Origin of the sequence: Exiguobacterium sp. s161, from assembly GCF_018619045.1 — a bacterium.
GTDB classification, from domain to species: Bacteria; Bacillota; Bacilli; order Exiguobacteriales; family Exiguobacteriaceae; genus Exiguobacterium_A; species Exiguobacterium_A indicum.
On record NZ_JACSNH010000002.1, the window covers coordinates 217,081 to 234,138 of the forward strand.

Consider the following 17,058-nt stretch of genomic DNA (forward strand, 5'->3'; position numbering starts at 1 on the left):
CTTCACTCCCCTACCGTCACGCGCTCGAGTTCCGGACTGACCGTGAATCGTGCTTCCGTGACTTGTTTGACATCTTCGACCGTATGACCATTCAGCGTCTCGATCAAGACCATTCCGTGCGGTGTGAAATCAAAGACGGCCCGGTCCGTAATCAAACGGTTGACGACGGCGCGTCCTGTCAACGGCAAGGTACACGCCTGTTTGACTTTCGATTCGCCGTGTTTGTTGACATGCTCCATGATGATGACGACGCGTTTCGCTCCGTTGACGAGGTCCATCGCCCCACCCATGCCTTTGACCATTTTGCCCGGAATCATCCAGTTCGCGAGGTCACCGTTTTGATCGACCTCCATCCCACCGAGGATCGCGAGGTCGATGTGCCCACCGCGAATCATCGCGAACGATTCGGCACTGTCGAAGTAAGAAGCTCCGGATTGTGCCGTGACCGTTTCTTTGCCGGCATTGATTTCATCGGCATCGACTTCATGATCAAGCGGATACGGTCCGATGCCAAGCAGTCCATTTTCGGATTGCAGCATGACATGCATATCGTCCGGAATCGCATTGGCGATCAATGTCGGAATTCCGATCCCGAGGTTGACGTACATCCCATCTTCAACTTCCTGAAGTGCGCGTTCAATGATGATCTCTCGTGTCGTTTTCATATCCGTCTCCTCCTCAAGCTTCCCGGACAGTCCGGCGTTCGATGCGTTTTTCATAATCCGTTCCGACGACGATGCGCTGGACGTAGACAGCAGGTGTATGAATCTCATTCGGGTCGAGTTCACCGACTTCGACGAGTTCTTCGACTTCAACGATCGTTACTTTTCCGGCTGTTGCGACGATCGGGTTAAAGTTGCGTGATGTCTTTCGGAAGATGAGATTTCCGAGTCGATCTGCTTTCCATGCCTTGACGATCGCAAAATCGCCGACGATTCCTTCTTCCAGCAGATACGTTTTTCCATCGAACTCTTTTTGTTCCTTCCCTTCAGCAATCGGTGTCCCGACGCCTGTTGGTGTATAGAAACCGGGAATGCCAGCTCCACCGGCACGGATACGTTCGGCAAGCGTACCTTGTGGGACGAGATCGACTTCAATCTCGCCACTGAGGTATTGTTGCTCGAACGTCTTGTTTTCCCCGACATACGACGAAATCATCTTCTTGATTTGTCGCGTCTGCAAGAGGAGACCGAGTCCGAAGTCATCGACGCCACAGTTATTACTGACGACCGTCAAATCCTTGACGCCCTTCTCTTGCAACGCGGTAATTGATTTTTCCGGGATTCCGCAGAGTCCGAAGCCCCCTACGACTAGCGTCGCCCCGTCAAAGATGTCTGCTGTTGCTTCCGCGAATGATCCGTATACTTTCCCCTGTTTCATCTGATGATGCCCCCTTCTAAACTCTTAATACAAACCAGTCAAGCTATACAATCCGATCATCAAGAAGACCGTCACTGTCTTGAGAATCGTAATCATGAAGATGTCCTTATACGACTGACGATGCGTCAGCCCCGTAACGGCAAGTAACGTGATGACGGCACCGTTATGCGGTAACGTATCCATCCCGCCGGACGCCATCGAGATGACGCGGTGCATGACTTCCGGTGGAACGCCGCCTGATGTGATGGCTTGCGTATATTTATCCGACATCGCACTTAACGCAATCCCCATTCCACCAGATGCGGAACCGGTGACGCCGGCAAGTGTCGTCGTCGTGACGGCTCCGTTGACGAGCGGATTCGTAAAGGTCTCTGAGATTCCGCTTGAGACGGACTTGAATCCTGGGAGTGCCGCGATGACGCCTCCGAAACCATACTCAGCACCTGTATTCATGACCGCTAGGAGCGCGCCACCGATACTGACGTTCAGACCAGCTTGGAAATTCGTCTTGATCTTCGGGAAGTCATACAGCATCGCTGCGAGAATTCCGATCAATAACGCCATTTGGACGGACCAGATCGCAAGAACGGCCGGTGTCTCGATCTTTCCGAATGCTTCTAGACCAATTGCTGAAAAATCAAATCCTTCCGGATACCATTTCGGAATCGAGAGTGTGAAGACTTTGTTCATGACGGCAACGAGGACGAGTGGAACGAAGGCAAGGACTTGACGATAGACTGGTTGACGATCCGTCTCGAGTGCCATTTCCGGTTCATTCTTCAACTCCATCTGCGGTGCGGCACTTGCCGCCGTTGCTTCAAATCCAGCGTAGCCCTCCCCTGCTTGATGGGCTTTTTTCTTGCGTGACTCGAGATACCACATGCCGACGACTAGGATGAACAATCCACCGACTGTTCCCATGATTGGTGCAGCATAGATATCCGTTTTGAAGAACGTCGTTGGGATGACGTTTTGAATCTGTGGTGTTCCTGGTAAGGCATCCATCGTGAACGTGAATGCACCAAGTGCAATCGTTCCCGGAATGAGTCGTTTCGGGATGTTTGCTTCGCGGAACAAGTTCGCTGCGAACGGATAAACAGCGAAGACGACGACGAACAGGCTGACACCGCTATATGTAAGAATGGCGCCGAGTAAGACGATGGCAAGAATGGCGCGTTTCGCACCGATCATGCGGATGATCGTCTTCGCGATCGACTCCGCGATACCAGACATCTCAACGACTTTTCCGAAAATCGCTCCGAGGAGGAAGACCGGGAAGTACGCCTTGATGAAACCGACCATCTTTTCCATGAAGATATTCGAGAAGAAGGGTAACACCCAATCCGGGTTCGTCAGTAAGACGGCGAACAAGGCACAGATTGGCGCAAATAGGATGACCGAAAAACCACGATAGGCAACGAACATCAATAAGGATAAGGCAAGAAGAATGATGACAAGTTCCATAAGTAGATCTCCTTCGATTTTAGTAAGCGCTTTCATATCGCTTCTTCATCATTTAACAACGTAGTGTCGAAGAGGTCAATTAAATTCCGTCAAACTATAAGTACAGCTTATAGAAATCATAAGTTCACATTATAGACACAATTGCATCAGATAGATTATTTTTTCAAGGAACAGGAGTTAGTCCTTTTATGGCGTATGTCTTTTAAGTAACGTACTTTATTTGAAGGGATGGACATTTCATGAAAAGCATCCTTTTTGACGTCTTGCATAACGTGACGCTATTAATGGCTGGTTTCTATCTGCTCGGAAAATTATCACCGCTCCCGATCACCCGTGAATCCCCATGGCTGACACGCGTATTGTACGGTCTTGCTCTAAGTGTCATCTCGTTACTACTCATGCAGATGACGATTGAAGCAGCACCTGGCGTCATGGTTGATTTGCGTCATATTCCGGTCGTCGTCGCTGCCTACTTTGGTGGCGCCATCCCGACAACGATCGTGACGATCGCGATCATCATCTATCGTTTCAGTTTAGGAACGAATCTAGCAGCCTTCACCGCATTCGGCTTCATTGTCGCCATTGCTTTAGGAACGAGCTTAATCGTTCGCGAAATGCCACCTTATGCAAAACGAACATTCACACTCGTGACGCTCTACGCGACGGCTTTACACGCTCTTGTCTTATGGATTGTCTTACCGAAACAGATTCTTCTACTTGAAGTGATGGCAGTCGTCATTCCTGCATCGTTCGTCAGTAGCTGGCTCGCCCTACTGATCATTCGCGATATTCGGTTGACCAAACAATCATTACGGATGCTTCGGCAAAAAGCGCAACTCGACTTTTTGACAGGATTAAATAATTCACGCGCCTTCAACGAATACTATACGGATGTCAAACAGCGATTGATCCTAAACAAACAGTCGGTCGTGTTGTTGACGATCGATATTGATCATTTTAAACAGGTCAACGATACGTATGGACATGAGGCGGGCGACGAGGTGCTACGGCAGTTCGCCAATCGACTGCGCGATGGAGTGGCAGAAAGCGGATATTTATCCCGTAACGGCGGCGAGGAATTTTCGGTCCTGTTCGAGGGTGTTCCGCTTGCTGAAGTCCTGCCTTTAGCAGAACAATTACGTGAACGGATCGCTTCTAGTCCGTTCCGACTAGCGACGACAGAGCTATCGCTCACGGCATCGTTTGGTTTATCCGCGTACGATGAGACGACACTGCAAATCGACGATCTTCTACTGGATGCGGATGCTGCCCTCTATCAGGCAAAGCAACAAGGACGGAATCAAGTCGTCCTGTTTTCTCCTAATGCAGAATCTGCCGTCAGCTTTCAAGAATAACGATGGACGCCACCTCTGAAATCCGCTACCTTTAAAGAAGAGGTAGGTGATTGGCATGAAGTTAGCAAAAGGTCCCTATATCCTGATCGGCCTCATTTTAGGTCTCTTGTTCGGATTCATTGGTGACAACTTCTATTTGTATGTATCAGCAGGTATTCTCGTCGGAGCACTGCTTGAATTGTATGTTGCATACGAACAACGCAAAAAAAATAAAAAATCATGATGGAGGTACCAGCATGACATTCAGTGATCTATTCCTTTCAACGCTCTCGTATATCGGTGTCGCGACCGTACTCCTTGCAATCGGTGTCGTCCTGTTCGAGGTGACGACGAAATCAAAGGAGCTCGAACTAATCCGTAACGGGAAGAAAGCAGCCGTCTACGCCTTCGGTGGACGTATTCTTGGTCTCGCCATCGTCCTCTATTCGAGTATCTCGAACTCTGTCAGCATTCTCGATATGGTGTTATGGGGCGCACTCGCGATCGTCTTACAAATCGTCTTATTCTATCTCGCGGATTTACTAATCCCACGCTTGAGCATGACGAAAGAGATTGATGCGAACAACGAAGCAGTCGGCTTGCTGCTCCTTTTCTTATCGATTTCGATCGGTTTGATCATTGCAGGATCGCTTACATATTAAAACACATGAAAACAGCCCTGGATCATTAGGATTCAGGGCTGTTTAGATTATATATCATTTAATCCATATTATAGATTCTAGCTTTATAAGGTCGTAATCTAACTGTGTCATTCGAAACGTTCAAATTTATCCATCCTAAACCCCATCCATATTAGTTCCAAACTGAAGTAATTTCTTTTTCAAACATGACGGCCTCTCCTTCTTGAGAACGATCGACCTCATCTTTTATATATTGTGCAGGTGTAACGACCTCATTCCAAGCACTCTTCAGATAGTTTGCTTGATCGACGTTCATCGATTCCTTACCGTGCATATTGCTCGCAACATATTCAAGCGCCTCAATATAAGCAGTATAGTTCTTCTCTACTTTTTGTAAGGATTTTGATTCTGGATCATTCGACTTGAATTGGAAAGATTTTTCGATGTGGTACATCGTATCAATCTTCGACCTTAGTTCATTCATGGTCACATTCTTTGTAATGGAGTCACCCGTCGAATAAGGTGCAAAGTTAGCCATATCTCGCATCGATCTATCGATGTAGTCTTTTCGATTGACTGAATTGACGGTCTTAGCATCCATCAACTCCTCATGCTCTTTATCTATATAAGGTGTTGTATAAGGGATATATCCTGCTTGATACGAATACAAGCTTCCCCCGATTAATTCAATGACTGTCGAATAGAAATATAAATATCGTTTTTTCAAAATACCCTCTCCTTAATGCTATGAAATTTTATGTATCTTACATCCCTCTATTAAGATCTGTAAAAAATGTTCGGGAGCAGTAGATTCCTCATAACATCATTCATTTCTTTCAAATTGCTACTTTTTCAATCTTTCATCGACTTTTGATCCACGATAAGAAATTTAGAAACCATTACAAAAAGTGGGTACGTTAATACAATGGTGATTAAAATGAAGCCTAAACCAGGGCTTGGCATGTCTCCTTCATTCGTGACTGGAATAATCCTACTTATGAGATATGTGAATAAAACAAAGTAGACGAACCAGGAAAGACAGATGATTCGTTCAAACGACTTATGTAGAGTGGACGTGAAGGTGATCCGTCTAATTAAAAAAGGAATACTGATTAGAGTGAGGCATCCGATCATGATATTCAGAGTCCAAAACATACTTGAAGATATATCAGTAAGTCTTATGATTCGATTGATATTTAGCATGAATTGTAATGGAACGAATAAAGCGATGGCATATAAAAAGCTAGCTATGTTGATGTTTAAAAAGGTTTTCATTCAATGAATCTCCTTTCGAAAACAATGTTTTTCCTTGAATCATGATTGATACAATCCACATCTTACCAGACCATGCTTTAGGAAAAGAGATTTTAAGTGCTGTTTTTCACTTTTTTTAATATTTATAGTAAGATAGTTCTCTTTTAAATCGTGGTCAAGACTCTTCCTTTGTACGTCTATTAAATGACACACTTCTAATGTGTCGTTCAATAAACTAGAATCCTTAGATGTCCACGGGATGAAAATGATATATTAATTAAAGACTGCATCTTATATCGTTGTACCTAAAATGTTCTCTAACACTCCATTTTATTAATATCAATGAAATCTAACTAAGGGAGGCAGTATGAGCGAAATATTAATGTATACCAATCTTGCTATTGCAGGTCTCACGATCCTTCTTTTCTTTACAAAAAAAGTAGAGCAACCAAATTTTCGAGTCCTAGTAATTGGTGTCAATCTATCTATTGTTATAGTAAGTATTGTGCTTTTTATACTTAAAGATAGTGCCACATATGGCACGTTTGTAAAAACACTCTCGATTAGTATCTATATGATATTATTTGTAACCTATGACCTCGCAACTAATCGACTTAGAAACATATTAATCTGGTCTTTCCTAGTATGTGCGACTGTACTCATCTCCGGGCTTTTATTAGAGTAAAACAATAGCGTTAAAATGACCTGATGTAGCAATCAGGTCATTTTAACGCTATTGAGATGAATGTTTCGAGTAAAGAACGAATTCAATATGTACAGTACATGATTAGCTTTTCAAACATCATTGTAATGGATAGATACGTAAAATGATTTACGGAGTAATCATCACCATAACGGAAAAACATACAACAGCCGCTAAAATAGCACCTGTTATCATTTTGAAAACAAATGCCCAGTATGATAACGATTGTCTGTTATACCGATCCAACTCCCGGATAGGTAAATTAAGTACGAGCAGAATAACTCCAAATGTTAAAATCATAAAAATATTTGTGTTGAGTTCATAGCGACCAATTAGCATTGTCGTGATAAACAGTATAAAACAAGCAATATAACATCGTATTAATAGTCCTTTATTCACATATCCACCTCACGGATCAGCATGATTATTTCCTTTTCCATACTATACATTATAGTTTCTATACGTAAGCTTTATTATTTTCGAACAAAAAAGCCTCAACCTGATATAACACATCACCATTTCAACTAAATATACGCAAGGAGAAATGAATGAAAATTAAGTTGCAAACATTAAATGATATCGAAACCAATCAATACATACCGATTAAATCTAATAGTTCTTTTCCTGAAGATTATTACGCGGATCTTTTAGGAAACATGGATGAAACATCGCTACGGTTCATTTCGAAAAAAATGCAAATCAATATGTTGTATTTCTACATGAGATTTCATTATTTTATCGAGGAAAATGTCACAGAATACTGCCAAGATCAGAATTTATCTATCCACTGGCTAGGTGAAGGAGATAGCTATAAATTCGCTAAAATAGACGTTGATAGCATTCAAAAATTTAAAAAATGTTTTTTCTTAATCAATATAATCACTGAACGCATGGGAGATATCACTTTATTTTCGGTAGGCGATAATTTAGAGATTCCGAGTGGTGAAGCCCTTATAACAGATGGTAGATTTTTTATGACTGAGAACAGCGAAAGGGAATGTGTTACAGTTCTTATTTCGGAAGACGTATATGGCACATTCCGCTTGATGTCTAATGATCCGATGTATACCCCAAAATCCTTACAAGAGAAGTTAGATGAATTGATTTTCTTTGTTTAAAGAGCTACTAACTTATTAAAAAAACTTTCATATTCTAAAAAACTTTTTCTAAATATACAGCTATGTTATTGCAACTACAATTAAAACGGCTAGAGCCCGTTCAAATCCTGGACTCAAGCCGTTTAAATACCTAATAGCTAATTGCTGTTATTTTTCAAGCTCCTCTAGCTCCGTCCGCGAACGTGGAAAACCATTCGCTTGCCACTCCGACCGATAAATCGAATCCAGTTTCGTCAATCCGACCTCATCAGGGTCCTTCGCAGCATCGGGACTCGGATCCTGATCGAGATGCTCTAAATAATCACGTAGCGCATCGGTCTGTGTGCCCTGTTCCCGCTTCCTGAACAACAATAGACTCGCACCGGCAATGACACCTGCTCCGAATAAATACCGTTTTTTCAAGCCCATACGGTTTCCTTCTTTCTTTCCTTAAACCAATCCACCACCGTCACGCAGTCGTGGATGCGCGATACGTTTGACCTTGCCCTCTTCGACCGTCAGGACATGATCGGGCTGTCGCTCGAAGTAACCGGTCTCGAGTACACCCGACCAACTCTTCACTTCTTTTGCGAATACTCGGACGTCCGAGATGGCTGATAAGTCTACGTCAAGAATCACGTGACCTCCATCTGTAACGAAGGGACGATTGTCTTTCACGCGTAGCGTTGCGGATACATGCTTATCACGCAACCGTTGCCGCACATACGGTAAGGCAAACGGATCCAGTTCGACCGGTAACGGTCCGCTTAAATGATGGACGAACTTCGAGGAATCGGTCAGATAGAGCAATTCTCGACTCATCAGTGCGACGATTTTCTCGCGAAATAGTGCACCGCCACCACCTTTGATTGTTTGGAAGTGTCCGTCAATTTGATCGATCCCATCGATCGTCACATCGATTTCCATTCCCTCTTCCAAGGCGATCAACGGAATGTGTAACTGTTCCGCGAGTCGGACCGTCGCAAGTGACGTTGCCACGCCTTGAATCTGTAGTCCGGCCTGCACAATTGGACCAAGCGCCTCGATGAACCGTTCCGTCGTCGAACCCGTCCCAAGACCCACTATCATCCCATCTTTCACGTAAGTTAGTGCTGCCTCAGCGACTAATTGTTTCTCCTGTTCATACATCCGCATCCCTCCCTACATTTCTGTTCCCGTTTCGATTCGTCTTCAATCGACGGAGAGAGAGGATTCCGTTAACGTCAGGTACTGCTCAATTGCCTGGACGAGCGGTTGCTGGGCTTCCATCCAAAACGCGACGGATGTCGGATCAGCGTCGAGATGACGTTTAACGATCTCATCGATTGTCGCTTGACCGGAATCATGCATGACGGCTTCAAAGACTGTCGAAAATTGACTCGGATCCGCTTGAACCGTCTGATACAGACTATTGCTGAGCAGATAACCGATCGTGTAGGGAATGTTGTAGAACGCAAGATTCGGATTGAACAAATGACTGATGTACATCCATTTATATCGTGCCGGTTCAGGCAATACCGGACCATAGGCTAACCGTTCTTCCTCTTGCAGGAGTTCACTTAACCGTTCGGCACTGACCGTCCCTAGCTGACGTTCCGCGTAAAACCGTTGCTCGAACCGGAACATGCCGGGAACGATGCTGGCATATTTCAGCCCTTCTCGGATCTTGACCTCTAAGAGAGCGAGCACTTCCTCTCGTTCCGTCGTCTCTTTGATGGCAGCATCGAGCACGAGATTCTCCATGAACGTCGAAGCCGTCTCCGCGATGCTCGTTCCTTTGACTTGATTTAAATACGGTTCATCTTGCAGTAAATAATTATGATAGGCATGACCGAATTCATGAGCGAGCGTCGCGACGTCCGGATAACTGTCGCGGTACGTCATGAAGATCCGGCTCTCCTTGGCAATCGGAAAGGCAGCGCAGAATCCGCCCTCTGCTTTTCCAGGACGATTCTCTGCATCGACCCATCCCTCACTAAACACGTTTTCCGCGAAGGCGCCGAGCTGCGGATTCAATCGTTTGAATTGTGTCGTGACGATGGTCTCTGCCATCTCAAACGGAACGTGACGCGCGGAGCGGTAGGTGTTCGTCTCAAAATCATGCCATTCTCCCGTCACCCGCTCCGCCTGGGCAATCTTGCGAGCATAATAGGCGTGAAAGAGATCGCGGTGTTGATCGAGTGCTTCCATCATCGCTGTTAGGCTCGCTTCCGAGATTCGGTTCTGCTCAAGCAACTCGGTCAATGGTTGCTCCCAGTTCCTCATCTTGTAGGATTGCAATCTGAAGCCGGCAATCCGGTTCAGAATCGTCGCAAACAGGTCAGCTTCTTGTGCACACGCGGTGTCAACTGCTGTCGCTGCCGCTAAACGAGCCGAACGGTCAGGTGCGAACATCGCTTCGTGTAGCCCTTGACCAATCGTGACCTGCTTTTTGTCCAAGTCGACGCGCAATGCCATGAAGCGCTGTTTGTAGAGCTGCCCCCAGCCTTGGAACCCGTCCACACCGAGATCCTGCAACAATTGTTCCTGAACTAGTGGTGCACGACGGGATTGGATGTCACGGCGTTCGTTCAAGAAAAAGGCGTATGGTGAACCCGTGACGAGCTCCTCCCACTCTTCTTGTGACAGTGCGGCAATCTTCATATCGAGTGCTGCTGCCTCACTGCGCACCATCGCTTGCACGATTTCGATCTCTTCGAGCAATGGATGGACTTCTGAGCGCGTGACATCTTCAGCGTACAGACAATAAATGAAGTCGCTCCATTCCTCGACGTCGCGCGCGACTTGCTGACAACGTTCGACCTGTTCTGCCACATTAGCCGGACGTTTTGTCAACGCCGCTTGTATCGTAGTAATTCCTGCTTTGACGTCATCTATCGTGTAGAGTGTCTCTAACTGCCATCGTGTGTGTTTCATGTTTTTCCCCCTATGCGTGATCTATTCGTTCTTTCATTCGTGAGGACACTCGACTTCTCCTGTATTTTCCATCAGACACAAAAAAACTCCTTCAGCCATTGACTGAAGGAGGACATCCTCATAAGACGAAGAAGTAGACACATAGGAAATGCGCTAGGCTACCCAGTAGTACGAAGATATGGAAGATTTCATGGAATCCAAGATGTTTGAATGATAAGATACGTGGCTTCAGCCCATAGATGATGCCACCGATCGTATAGAAGATACCACCAAGGAACAACAATCCGATGCCGAGCGGTGATAAGACTTGCGCGAGTGGTGTGATCGCAAATACCATGATCCAGCCCATTCCGATGTAGAGCGTCGTTGATAACCAACGCGGACTGTTGAACCAAACCAATTTAAAGGTGATTCCAGAGACTGCAATCAACATGACGATGCTGAACAAGACCCAACCGGTCGGACCGTTCAGACTGACGAGACAAAACGGTGCGTAAGACCCGGCAATCAACAGATAAATCATCGAATGATCCAACCGACGCCAGATCGCGATTGCCCGGTCGCTCGCAAGCACCATATGGTAGGTCGCTGAGACGGCATAAAGCGCCATCATACTGACACCAAAAATAATCGCTGCAACGATCGCAAGTGATGCCCCCCGTTCTAAGGATGCCTTGATGACAAGTGCCAGTAACCCGACAAAAGCAAAGACAGCCCCTCCAAGATGCGTTAATCCATTAATCGGTTCTCTCATATAAGCTTTCACTTTCGTTCCTCCCCTGATATGTAGTTTTGAATACTACATGGCGTTATATACGTATTCTATCATATGATGGAGAAGTAGAAAGTCCTATTTTAGCGATTTTGGAGGTTTTTTTATGACACATTCTGATGACACGAGATACGATCGTCAATTACGGCTCGAAGATATCCCGAATATCGATCTCTATATGGATCAAGTCATCCAACTGTTCGAGCGGACATTCGAGGAAACGACGCGAAGTGCAGACGAGACGATTTTGACGAAGACGATGATCAACAATTATGCCAAAAAGAAATTATTCTTTCCGGTCACGAATAAAAAGTATACGAAGGAACACTTGATTCTGATCAGCTTGATTTATCAATTGAAAAGTTCGTTTTCGATTAATGATATCAAGACGATTCTCTCGCCCTTGAACGCAGGGATCGAACAGGATCAACTCGATCTTGAAGGGTTTTATCGTAATTACCTCGAACTGACGGAACGAAATACAGCGCGCTTCGTAACGGAACAAGACGCTCTGACCGCCTCGACGACCGACCCACTGGAACAGATCTTAGCGATGGCTCACATGAGTAACTTGTACCGGCGCGCAGCAGAACGATTGATTGACACCCAACTGAAAAAATAAGAGAACGCTTTCACTGCGTGATACACTATAAAAAAAGGCAGAGGAGGAACAGTCATGGAGATCGCGACGACTTTCTTGCGACAGCTGGATCACATTGGACCAGAATTCAGAACCTATCAGGATGGCATTCTGATCGAACTGGCATTCGACCGGACGATTGGAACGGAGCAGGTTTCCGCAAGTGTGTTGCTTGAGACAGCAGACGATTTGAAAATACGGTTGCGTACACAAACGACCCAGGCATTATTACTTGCTTCGAAGATTCATGCCTTTGACGCCCACACACCGAGTCGGATTGCTGAGATGATGTCGATTCATGGCTATTTTAAATCGCATCGCTTGTCGCATCCCTTGAATGCCTACTCTACTGCCCTGTTCATCAGCCGTCTTACTCCACAGGACGCGGTACTTGAACGAACGGTACAATTATACACACGCCTCAAAAAACAACATCGGTTCATCGTGTCACCGCTATTGATCTCTTTCGTCTATTTTCACGCTACGACACGCGGTGAGTTAGACGAACTCGCCTCGCGTATCGAAACGGTCTATCAACGACTCAAACGACGGTTCGGACGCGCTCAACAGACTTATGTCGTCGCCTTGATATTCGCTTTATTGCCTGAAGACGATTGGGATCGCTATATCGCACAAGTGGAGTCATCCCGTAAGATACATCGTAAACATCATGTTCCGCTGTCGTTCCACGGCATGCTTGCGTTACTCGGTGATCCAAACGTTCACGCTTCGTCACTCGAACGGATGGCAGAGGCGTTACGCTCCGATTTACATTTTAAATACCGGAAAGACTTAGTCTATTTGACAGCAATCCGATTGTATTTAAGTCAACAAACAATCCTGCAACAGCTCTTCCCATCTTCGATTCTCCCACCGGACGGCGCCGACGCGATTCCGTTCTTACTCTTCCCTGTTGATTTGACCGACACGTCCCATGCGACAGACGGCGGGATCGACGGAGGTTTTGATGGTGGTGGTGACGGCGGTGGCGGTGGGGGTGGCGAGTAATCTTTTACTCCATCAAAAAAAGGCAATCGATATCCAGTATTTCTGCCGGACATCGATTGCCTTTCATTTTACTTATTCTTTATCTTGCTGGTCTTCATCAGACGGCTGGACATCGCCATCTTCATCTGAAGCATGGGACAAATCGGGAGCTTCTTCACTTGAAGCTTCTTCACTTGATTTATCTGCTTCTTGATCTGGATGCTTCGATTCTTTTTCATTCTTCGATTTTTCCTGAACCTCCGCATGGTTCTGCGGATCACGCCCCGCAATCTCATCCTTCGTCATTCGGTTACCTGAAGTAATTGGATCCGTTTCTTTATCGTGTTGATCAGCCATTTGGCATCCCCCTTAAAATGTACTTGTTCCACCTTTTAAGGTATTCCCGACTGAAGAACGGTTAAACCTCAGCACGTCCTCGCATGATGTCTTCGACGAGCAGTTGATCGATGGGCTGAGGATGATGGACCTCGTATCCTTGCACATACAATAACTCATCTAACGTTTGAATGTGTTGCAGCTGTGACGGTGTTTCGACTTCCTGAATCACGAGCGCGATGTTCAACGTCGACGTCAAGGAATGGACAGAGCGAATCATCGAGCGCTCCAACTGATTTTGAACGAGTCGACGTGTAAAAATCGGATCGAGTTTGACCGCTTGAACAGGTAAGCGTAACAACGAATTGAGCGACGCATAATGACTGCCGAAATGATCGACGGTCAGACGATAGCCTGCTTGGCGTAACTGTTCCAAGCGTTTGATGGCAAAACGACGACGTGTTTGCAGTACTTCCTCACGAATTTCAAGAATGAGACGCTCATTCGGGAAGTAAGACTCTTCCGCTAGTCGAATTAACTCGGAAAATAGTTGATCCGACTCGAACTGATTTGCCGATAGATTGACGGCGACGGAAATCTTACGACCAAACGTTTCTTCTAACCGGCGTTGATCCAAGATTGCCTGACAGATCGTAAATCGACCAATGTCCGGAAAAATCTCCATCTTCTCAGCAATCGGAATGAAATCCGTCGGACTGACGAAGCCAAGCACTGGGTGGTTCCAGCGCAAAAGTGCTTCAACCGCGACATAATGTTCTTGTTTCGCATCGACGATCCATTGGTAATAAAGTTCGAACTGGCCCCGTTCCAGTGCATGCGACAGCTCTGATTCAAGGACCGATGCAAACGGGTGCTGTTCCGCATGCCGGTTTGGATTGACGAACGAGGTCCGTCGTTTTCCGTCGTGTTTGACTTGTTGCATCAAAGCTTCCGCTGCATAAATCTGCGTCTGACGACTCGCCATGTCACCCGTCAAGAGACTGACACCAGACGATGCCGTCACGTGAATCGGTTCGTCCGCGACACCAACGATTGGTTGCTCGATCGCTTCCGTGACGATGCGGGCATAGTCTATTGCATGCTGTTCGAATTCTTGCTCTTGCTCAAGTTCTGCCAATACGACGAACTCATTACCATCCATCCGTCCGACGACATGATTCGGTAACGGTACATATTTTAGACGACTTGCAATTTCACGCAACACTTCATTCCCTATCCGGTAACCGTGCGTAGCATTGATCGCATGAAAACGGTCGAGGTTCAGTACCATCAAAAAGGCCGGATGGATCGTCACACTCGAAATCAAACGATTCATATAGCGTTCGTTATAGACGTCGGTCAGGGCATCCTTAATGACGTATGTTTCGACATTGATTGATTTACTGATGATATCTGCATATCGTTCAACGAGCGCGATGTCCTGTTCCTTGAAGTCGAATGGTTGATCGTCAAAGGCACATAACGTGCCAATTTTCTCGTTCTCTGCGTTTTTGATCGCCACCCCTAAAAAGCTACCGTTTCCAAGTGCTTTCGTGACCGGATGATTGACCGTCAATGGATCATTGAGCAATTCATTGATCGAGACCTTCCCGTCCGTCTCATCGACGACCAACTTACAGAGGACATGTTGGAAGACATGGGTCGAGCCTTCTTCAATCAATTGTCGTTCTTGATTGATCGCCTTGACGACAAAGTTGCTATAGGAGTCGTTCAATGCAAAAAACAACGTGTTGACGCCAATCCGTTCACTCAGATTTTCAAGAATCTCTTCGACGAGCGGATGCAATGCTTCATATCGAATGTGTGAATTATTCACCGTGTCTTCCTCCTTTCTCGGTCGATTGTCGGTCATGCGTCGAGCGGGAGTTGAATGATGAAGGTACTGCCCTCTCCTTCCGTTGATTGGACGGAAATCGCTCCACCATGATCAAGCACGATCATGCGACAAATCGCGAGCCCTAAGCCGGTTCCACCGATTTTACGTGTATCCGAGTTATCTGCTCGGTAAAATTTATCAAAGATGTAAGGGAGCGCTTTTTCTGGAATCCCAAGCCCTTCGTCCGATATCTCAATCCGTAGTTGATCCGACTGGTTTGACCCTTTGATCCGGATTGCGCCACCTTCAGGTGAATATTTAATCGCGTTCATGATCAAGTTCGTGAACAGTTGTTTCATCTTTTCACTGCTTGCTGAAATCGTATAGGAGCCTGGATCGAACTGGACGCTGATGCGATGCGCGCGACTCGCGAGATCAAACATCGGTTTCATCTCGAACATCAATTGTTTCACATCAAGCGGTTCTTTTTGCGTCCCATGCGTCGAATCTTCTCCTTTTTGAATTTCCAAGATGTCATTGATCAATTCCGCCAAACGAACGGTTTCTGAATGAATCGTCTGCAAATATCGCTTTTGGCGCTTCGGATCCACTTCTCGTTTCATCAATAATTCCGTGAAGCCCATGATGGAAGAGAGCGGTGTCCGCAACTCGTGCGACACGATCGAGACGAATTCTGCCTGCTTAAGATCAAGTTCCTTATCTTTCGTCACGTCCCGTAAGACGAGCATCATGCCCCACTCGACGTTTGCGATCGCAATCCGCTCGGCGTAAGCACTGAGTAGCAAGTTCCCCCGAAACGCTGATAGTTCGATCGTTTCTCCCGGAATATCTCCATTCATCAGTTGACCGATGTAGTCATGGAGTGCGTCTGGCTGATCGACATGTTCAAACAGCGACGTCGCCCGTTCGTAGGCGTGGCGGAATCCTTGCGCTTGATTGACGAGCTTCGGTGGAAACATGTTCAACAAAGCTTGGTTCGCATAGATCTGTTCCCCACTACTCTCGATGTATAGGACAGCTTCCCGAATCGAGTCGAGGAGCTGATACGTCTTGATCTTTTCATGCTCCATCTGATGGAACAGGAGATGGCGTTCAAGCGTCATTCCGAGTTTTCGTGATAGATCAAGTAAGTCCCCGACTTGCTCTAGATTGAACTGAGGAAAAGCATGACGAATATAAAGTAACCCGACGACTTGTCCATTACTTGGAGATTGGACGGGAATCGCCGATTCGAACTGATCGCCAATCGGTAATTGAACCGATTTACGCATGACGAACGCCCGACGTAAGACAGAATATTGATCGAGATCTTTTTCAATCAGCTCCATCTCGTCGATGCCTTGCGCGACGAAATGATTCAACTGTTCACGACGGTACAAGAGGATGGCACCTTCTTTTACATCGAGCAGTTGCAACAGGATCGTCAGGACGGTCTCACAGGCCGCTTCGACATTTTGCGTCGCTAACGCTTCCATGATTTCATTGCGTTGCTTCAATTTCAGTTCGACTTCTCGTAAATTCTGTTGTAATCGATTGATTTCACGTTGATCGAGTGATGTGAGTCGTGCCTCAGCTGATGCTGGAACCGTTCCTTGGCGCAATCGGTAAGGACGGTCCTTCGAGTGGTCGCGTAAGATTCGTTTCAACGTGTATCCTCCTTTCAAAATTCATTCCTG

General features: G+C 46.1%; 17 protein-coding genes. 6 read left to right on the top strand and 11 right to left on the bottom strand.

The genetic code is table 11. The features are described 5' to 3' along the window. Positions 1-2: 2 nt before the first annotated feature. From KNQ14_RS08685 to KNQ14_RS08695, 3 genes are read right to left on the bottom strand one after another with little or no spacing between them, the layout of a single operon-like run. The gene (locus KNQ14_RS08685; RefSeq protein WP_214860711.1) at positions 3-665 is read right to left on the bottom strand and encodes a 3-oxoacid CoA-transferase subunit B; all 663 of its coding nucleotides are present in this window, start codon (positions 663-665) and stop codon (positions 3-5) included. Positions 666-678: 13 nt separating this feature from the next. Then, positions 679-1,380: a CoA transferase subunit A gene (locus KNQ14_RS08690; protein ID WP_214860712.1), complete on the bottom strand. Its 702-nt coding sequence runs from the start codon at positions 1,378-1,380 to the stop codon at positions 679-681. Positions 1,381-1,404: 24 nt separating this feature from the next. Then, positions 1,405-2,844, bottom strand: coding sequence for a GntP family permease (locus KNQ14_RS08695; RefSeq protein WP_214860864.1), 1,440 nt, complete (start codon positions 2,842-2,844; stop codon positions 1,405-1,407). 239 nt (positions 2,845-3,083) lie between these two features. Between KNQ14_RS08695 and KNQ14_RS08700 the strand changes: the two genes are divergently transcribed. Genes KNQ14_RS08700 through KNQ14_RS08710 form a run of 3 tightly spaced genes read left to right on the top strand, consistent with a single transcriptional unit; the run spans position 3,084 to position 4,840 of the window. Further along, positions 3,084-4,199, top strand: coding sequence for a GGDEF domain-containing protein (locus KNQ14_RS08700; RefSeq protein ID WP_214860713.1), 1,116 nt, complete (start codon positions 3,084-3,086; stop codon positions 4,197-4,199). 55 nt (positions 4,200-4,254) lie between these two features. Further along, positions 4,255-4,422, top strand: coding sequence for a hypothetical protein (locus KNQ14_RS08705; RefSeq protein ID WP_023467823.1), 168 nt, complete (start codon positions 4,255-4,257; stop codon positions 4,420-4,422). A 13-nt stretch (positions 4,423-4,435) separates the two neighbouring features. After that, a complete protein-coding gene (locus tag KNQ14_RS08710; RefSeq protein WP_023467822.1) occupies positions 4,436-4,840 on the top strand; it encodes a DUF350 domain-containing protein in 405 nt (134 codons plus the stop codon). 151 nt (positions 4,841-4,991) lie between these two features. On the opposite strand, the gene KNQ14_RS08715 is transcribed toward KNQ14_RS08710, so the two are convergent. After that, complete coding sequence (locus KNQ14_RS08715) at positions 4,992-5,546, bottom strand: hypothetical protein (RefSeq protein WP_214860715.1); 555 nt, start codon at positions 5,544-5,546, stop codon at positions 4,992-4,994. Positions 5,547-7,324: 1,778 nt separating this feature from the next. Between KNQ14_RS08715 and KNQ14_RS08720 the strand changes: the two genes are divergently transcribed. Then, positions 7,325-7,894 carry a hypothetical protein gene (locus KNQ14_RS08720; protein WP_214860717.1) on the top strand — a complete coding sequence of 190 codons (570 nt, stop codon included), beginning with the start codon at positions 7,325-7,327 and terminating at the stop codon, positions 7,892-7,894. A 147-nt stretch (positions 7,895-8,041) separates the two neighbouring features. Here the strand turns inward: KNQ14_RS08720 and KNQ14_RS08725 are convergent, their stop codons facing one another. The 4 genes from KNQ14_RS08725 to trhA form a co-directional block, all read right to left on the bottom strand. After that, a complete protein-coding gene (locus KNQ14_RS08725; protein WP_035398072.1) occupies positions 8,042-8,302 on the bottom strand; it encodes a hypothetical protein in 261 nt (86 codons plus the stop codon). A 21-nt stretch (positions 8,303-8,323) separates the two neighbouring features. Continuing rightward, complete coding sequence (gene rpiA, locus KNQ14_RS08730) at positions 8,324-9,022, bottom strand: ribose-5-phosphate isomerase RpiA (RefSeq protein ID WP_214860719.1); 699 nt, start codon at positions 9,020-9,022, stop codon at positions 8,324-8,326. Between the two features lie 42 nt (positions 9,023-9,064). Continuing rightward, entirely contained in the window at positions 9,065-10,789 is a 1,725-nt protein-coding gene (locus tag KNQ14_RS08735; protein ID WP_214860721.1) for a M3 family oligoendopeptidase, read from the bottom strand. 118 nt (positions 10,790-10,907) lie between these two features. Beyond that, positions 10,908-11,555, bottom strand: coding sequence for a PAQR family membrane homeostasis protein TrhA (gene trhA, locus KNQ14_RS08740; RefSeq protein WP_023467814.1), 648 nt, complete (start codon positions 11,553-11,555; stop codon positions 10,908-10,910). Between the two features lie 112 nt (positions 11,556-11,667). Between trhA and KNQ14_RS08745 the strand changes: the two genes are divergently transcribed. Together KNQ14_RS08745 and KNQ14_RS08750 are read left to right on the top strand one after the other, a co-directional pair. Continuing rightward, complete coding sequence (locus tag KNQ14_RS08745) at positions 11,668-12,183, top strand: DUF1836 domain-containing protein (RefSeq protein WP_214860723.1); 516 nt, start codon at positions 11,668-11,670, stop codon at positions 12,181-12,183. Positions 12,184-12,237: 54 nt separating this feature from the next. Further along, positions 12,238-13,209: a DUF4003 family protein gene (locus KNQ14_RS08750; RefSeq protein ID WP_035398079.1), complete on the top strand. Its 972-nt coding sequence runs from the start codon at positions 12,238-12,240 to the stop codon at positions 13,207-13,209. A 72-nt stretch (positions 13,210-13,281) separates the two neighbouring features. On the opposite strand, the gene KNQ14_RS08755 is transcribed toward KNQ14_RS08750, so the two are convergent. The 3 genes from KNQ14_RS08755 to KNQ14_RS08765 form a co-directional block, all read right to left on the bottom strand. Next, positions 13,282-13,545 carry a hypothetical protein gene (locus tag KNQ14_RS08755; RefSeq protein ID WP_214860726.1) on the bottom strand — a complete coding sequence of 88 codons (264 nt, stop codon included), beginning with the start codon at positions 13,543-13,545 and terminating at the stop codon, positions 13,282-13,284. Positions 13,546-13,606: 61 nt separating this feature from the next. Further along, on the bottom strand, positions 13,607-15,361 hold the full coding sequence (locus KNQ14_RS08760; RefSeq protein WP_371743343.1) for an EAL domain-containing protein: 1,755 nt from the start codon (positions 15,359-15,361) through the stop codon (positions 13,607-13,609). Positions 15,362-15,393: 32 nt separating this feature from the next. Further along, a complete protein-coding gene (locus tag KNQ14_RS08765; protein WP_231681779.1) occupies positions 15,394-17,028 on the bottom strand; it encodes an ATP-binding protein in 1,635 nt (544 codons plus the stop codon). Between the last annotated feature and the right edge of the window lie 30 nt (positions 17,029-17,058).

Bases quoted from the DNA above. Each gene is read 5' to 3' on its own strand.
- KNQ14_RS08755 (WP_214860726.1), bottom strand. From the start codon at position 13,545: ATGGCTGATCAACACGATAAAGAAACGGATCCAATTACTTCAGGTAAC.
- KNQ14_RS08685 (WP_214860711.1), bottom strand. From the start codon at position 665: ATGAAAACGACACGAGAGATCATCATTGAACGCGCACTTCAGGAAGTT.
- KNQ14_RS08725 (WP_035398072.1), bottom strand. From the start codon at position 8,302: ATGGGCTTGAAAAAACGGTATTTATTCGGAGCAGGTGTCATTGCCGGT.
- KNQ14_RS08710 (WP_023467822.1), top strand. From the start codon at position 4,436: ATGACATTCAGTGATCTATTCCTTTCAACGCTCTCGTATATCGGTGTC.
- KNQ14_RS08720 (WP_214860717.1), top strand. From the start codon at position 7,325: ATGAAAATTAAGTTGCAAACATTAAATGATATCGAAACCAATCAATAC.
- KNQ14_RS08700 (WP_214860713.1), top strand. From the start codon at position 3,084: ATGAAAAGCATCCTTTTTGACGTCTTGCATAACGTGACGCTATTAATG.
- KNQ14_RS08690 (WP_214860712.1), bottom strand. From the start codon at position 1,380: ATGAAACAGGGGAAAGTATACGGATCATTCGCGGAAGCAACAGCAGAC.
- KNQ14_RS08705 (WP_023467823.1), top strand. From the start codon at position 4,255: ATGAAGTTAGCAAAAGGTCCCTATATCCTGATCGGCCTCATTTTAGGT.
- KNQ14_RS08745 (WP_214860723.1), top strand. From the start codon at position 11,668: ATGACACATTCTGATGACACGAGATACGATCGTCAATTACGGCTCGAA.
- rpiA (WP_214860719.1), bottom strand. From the start codon at position 9,022: ATGTATGAACAGGAGAAACAATTAGTCGCTGAGGCAGCACTAACTTAC.
- KNQ14_RS08735 (WP_214860721.1), bottom strand. From the start codon at position 10,789: ATGAAACACACACGATGGCAGTTAGAGACACTCTACACGATAGATGAC.
- KNQ14_RS08695 (WP_214860864.1), bottom strand. From the start codon at position 2,844: ATGGAACTTGTCATCATTCTTCTTGCCTTATCCTTATTGATGTTCGTT.
- KNQ14_RS08750 (WP_035398079.1), top strand. From the start codon at position 12,238: ATGGAGATCGCGACGACTTTCTTGCGACAGCTGGATCACATTGGACCA.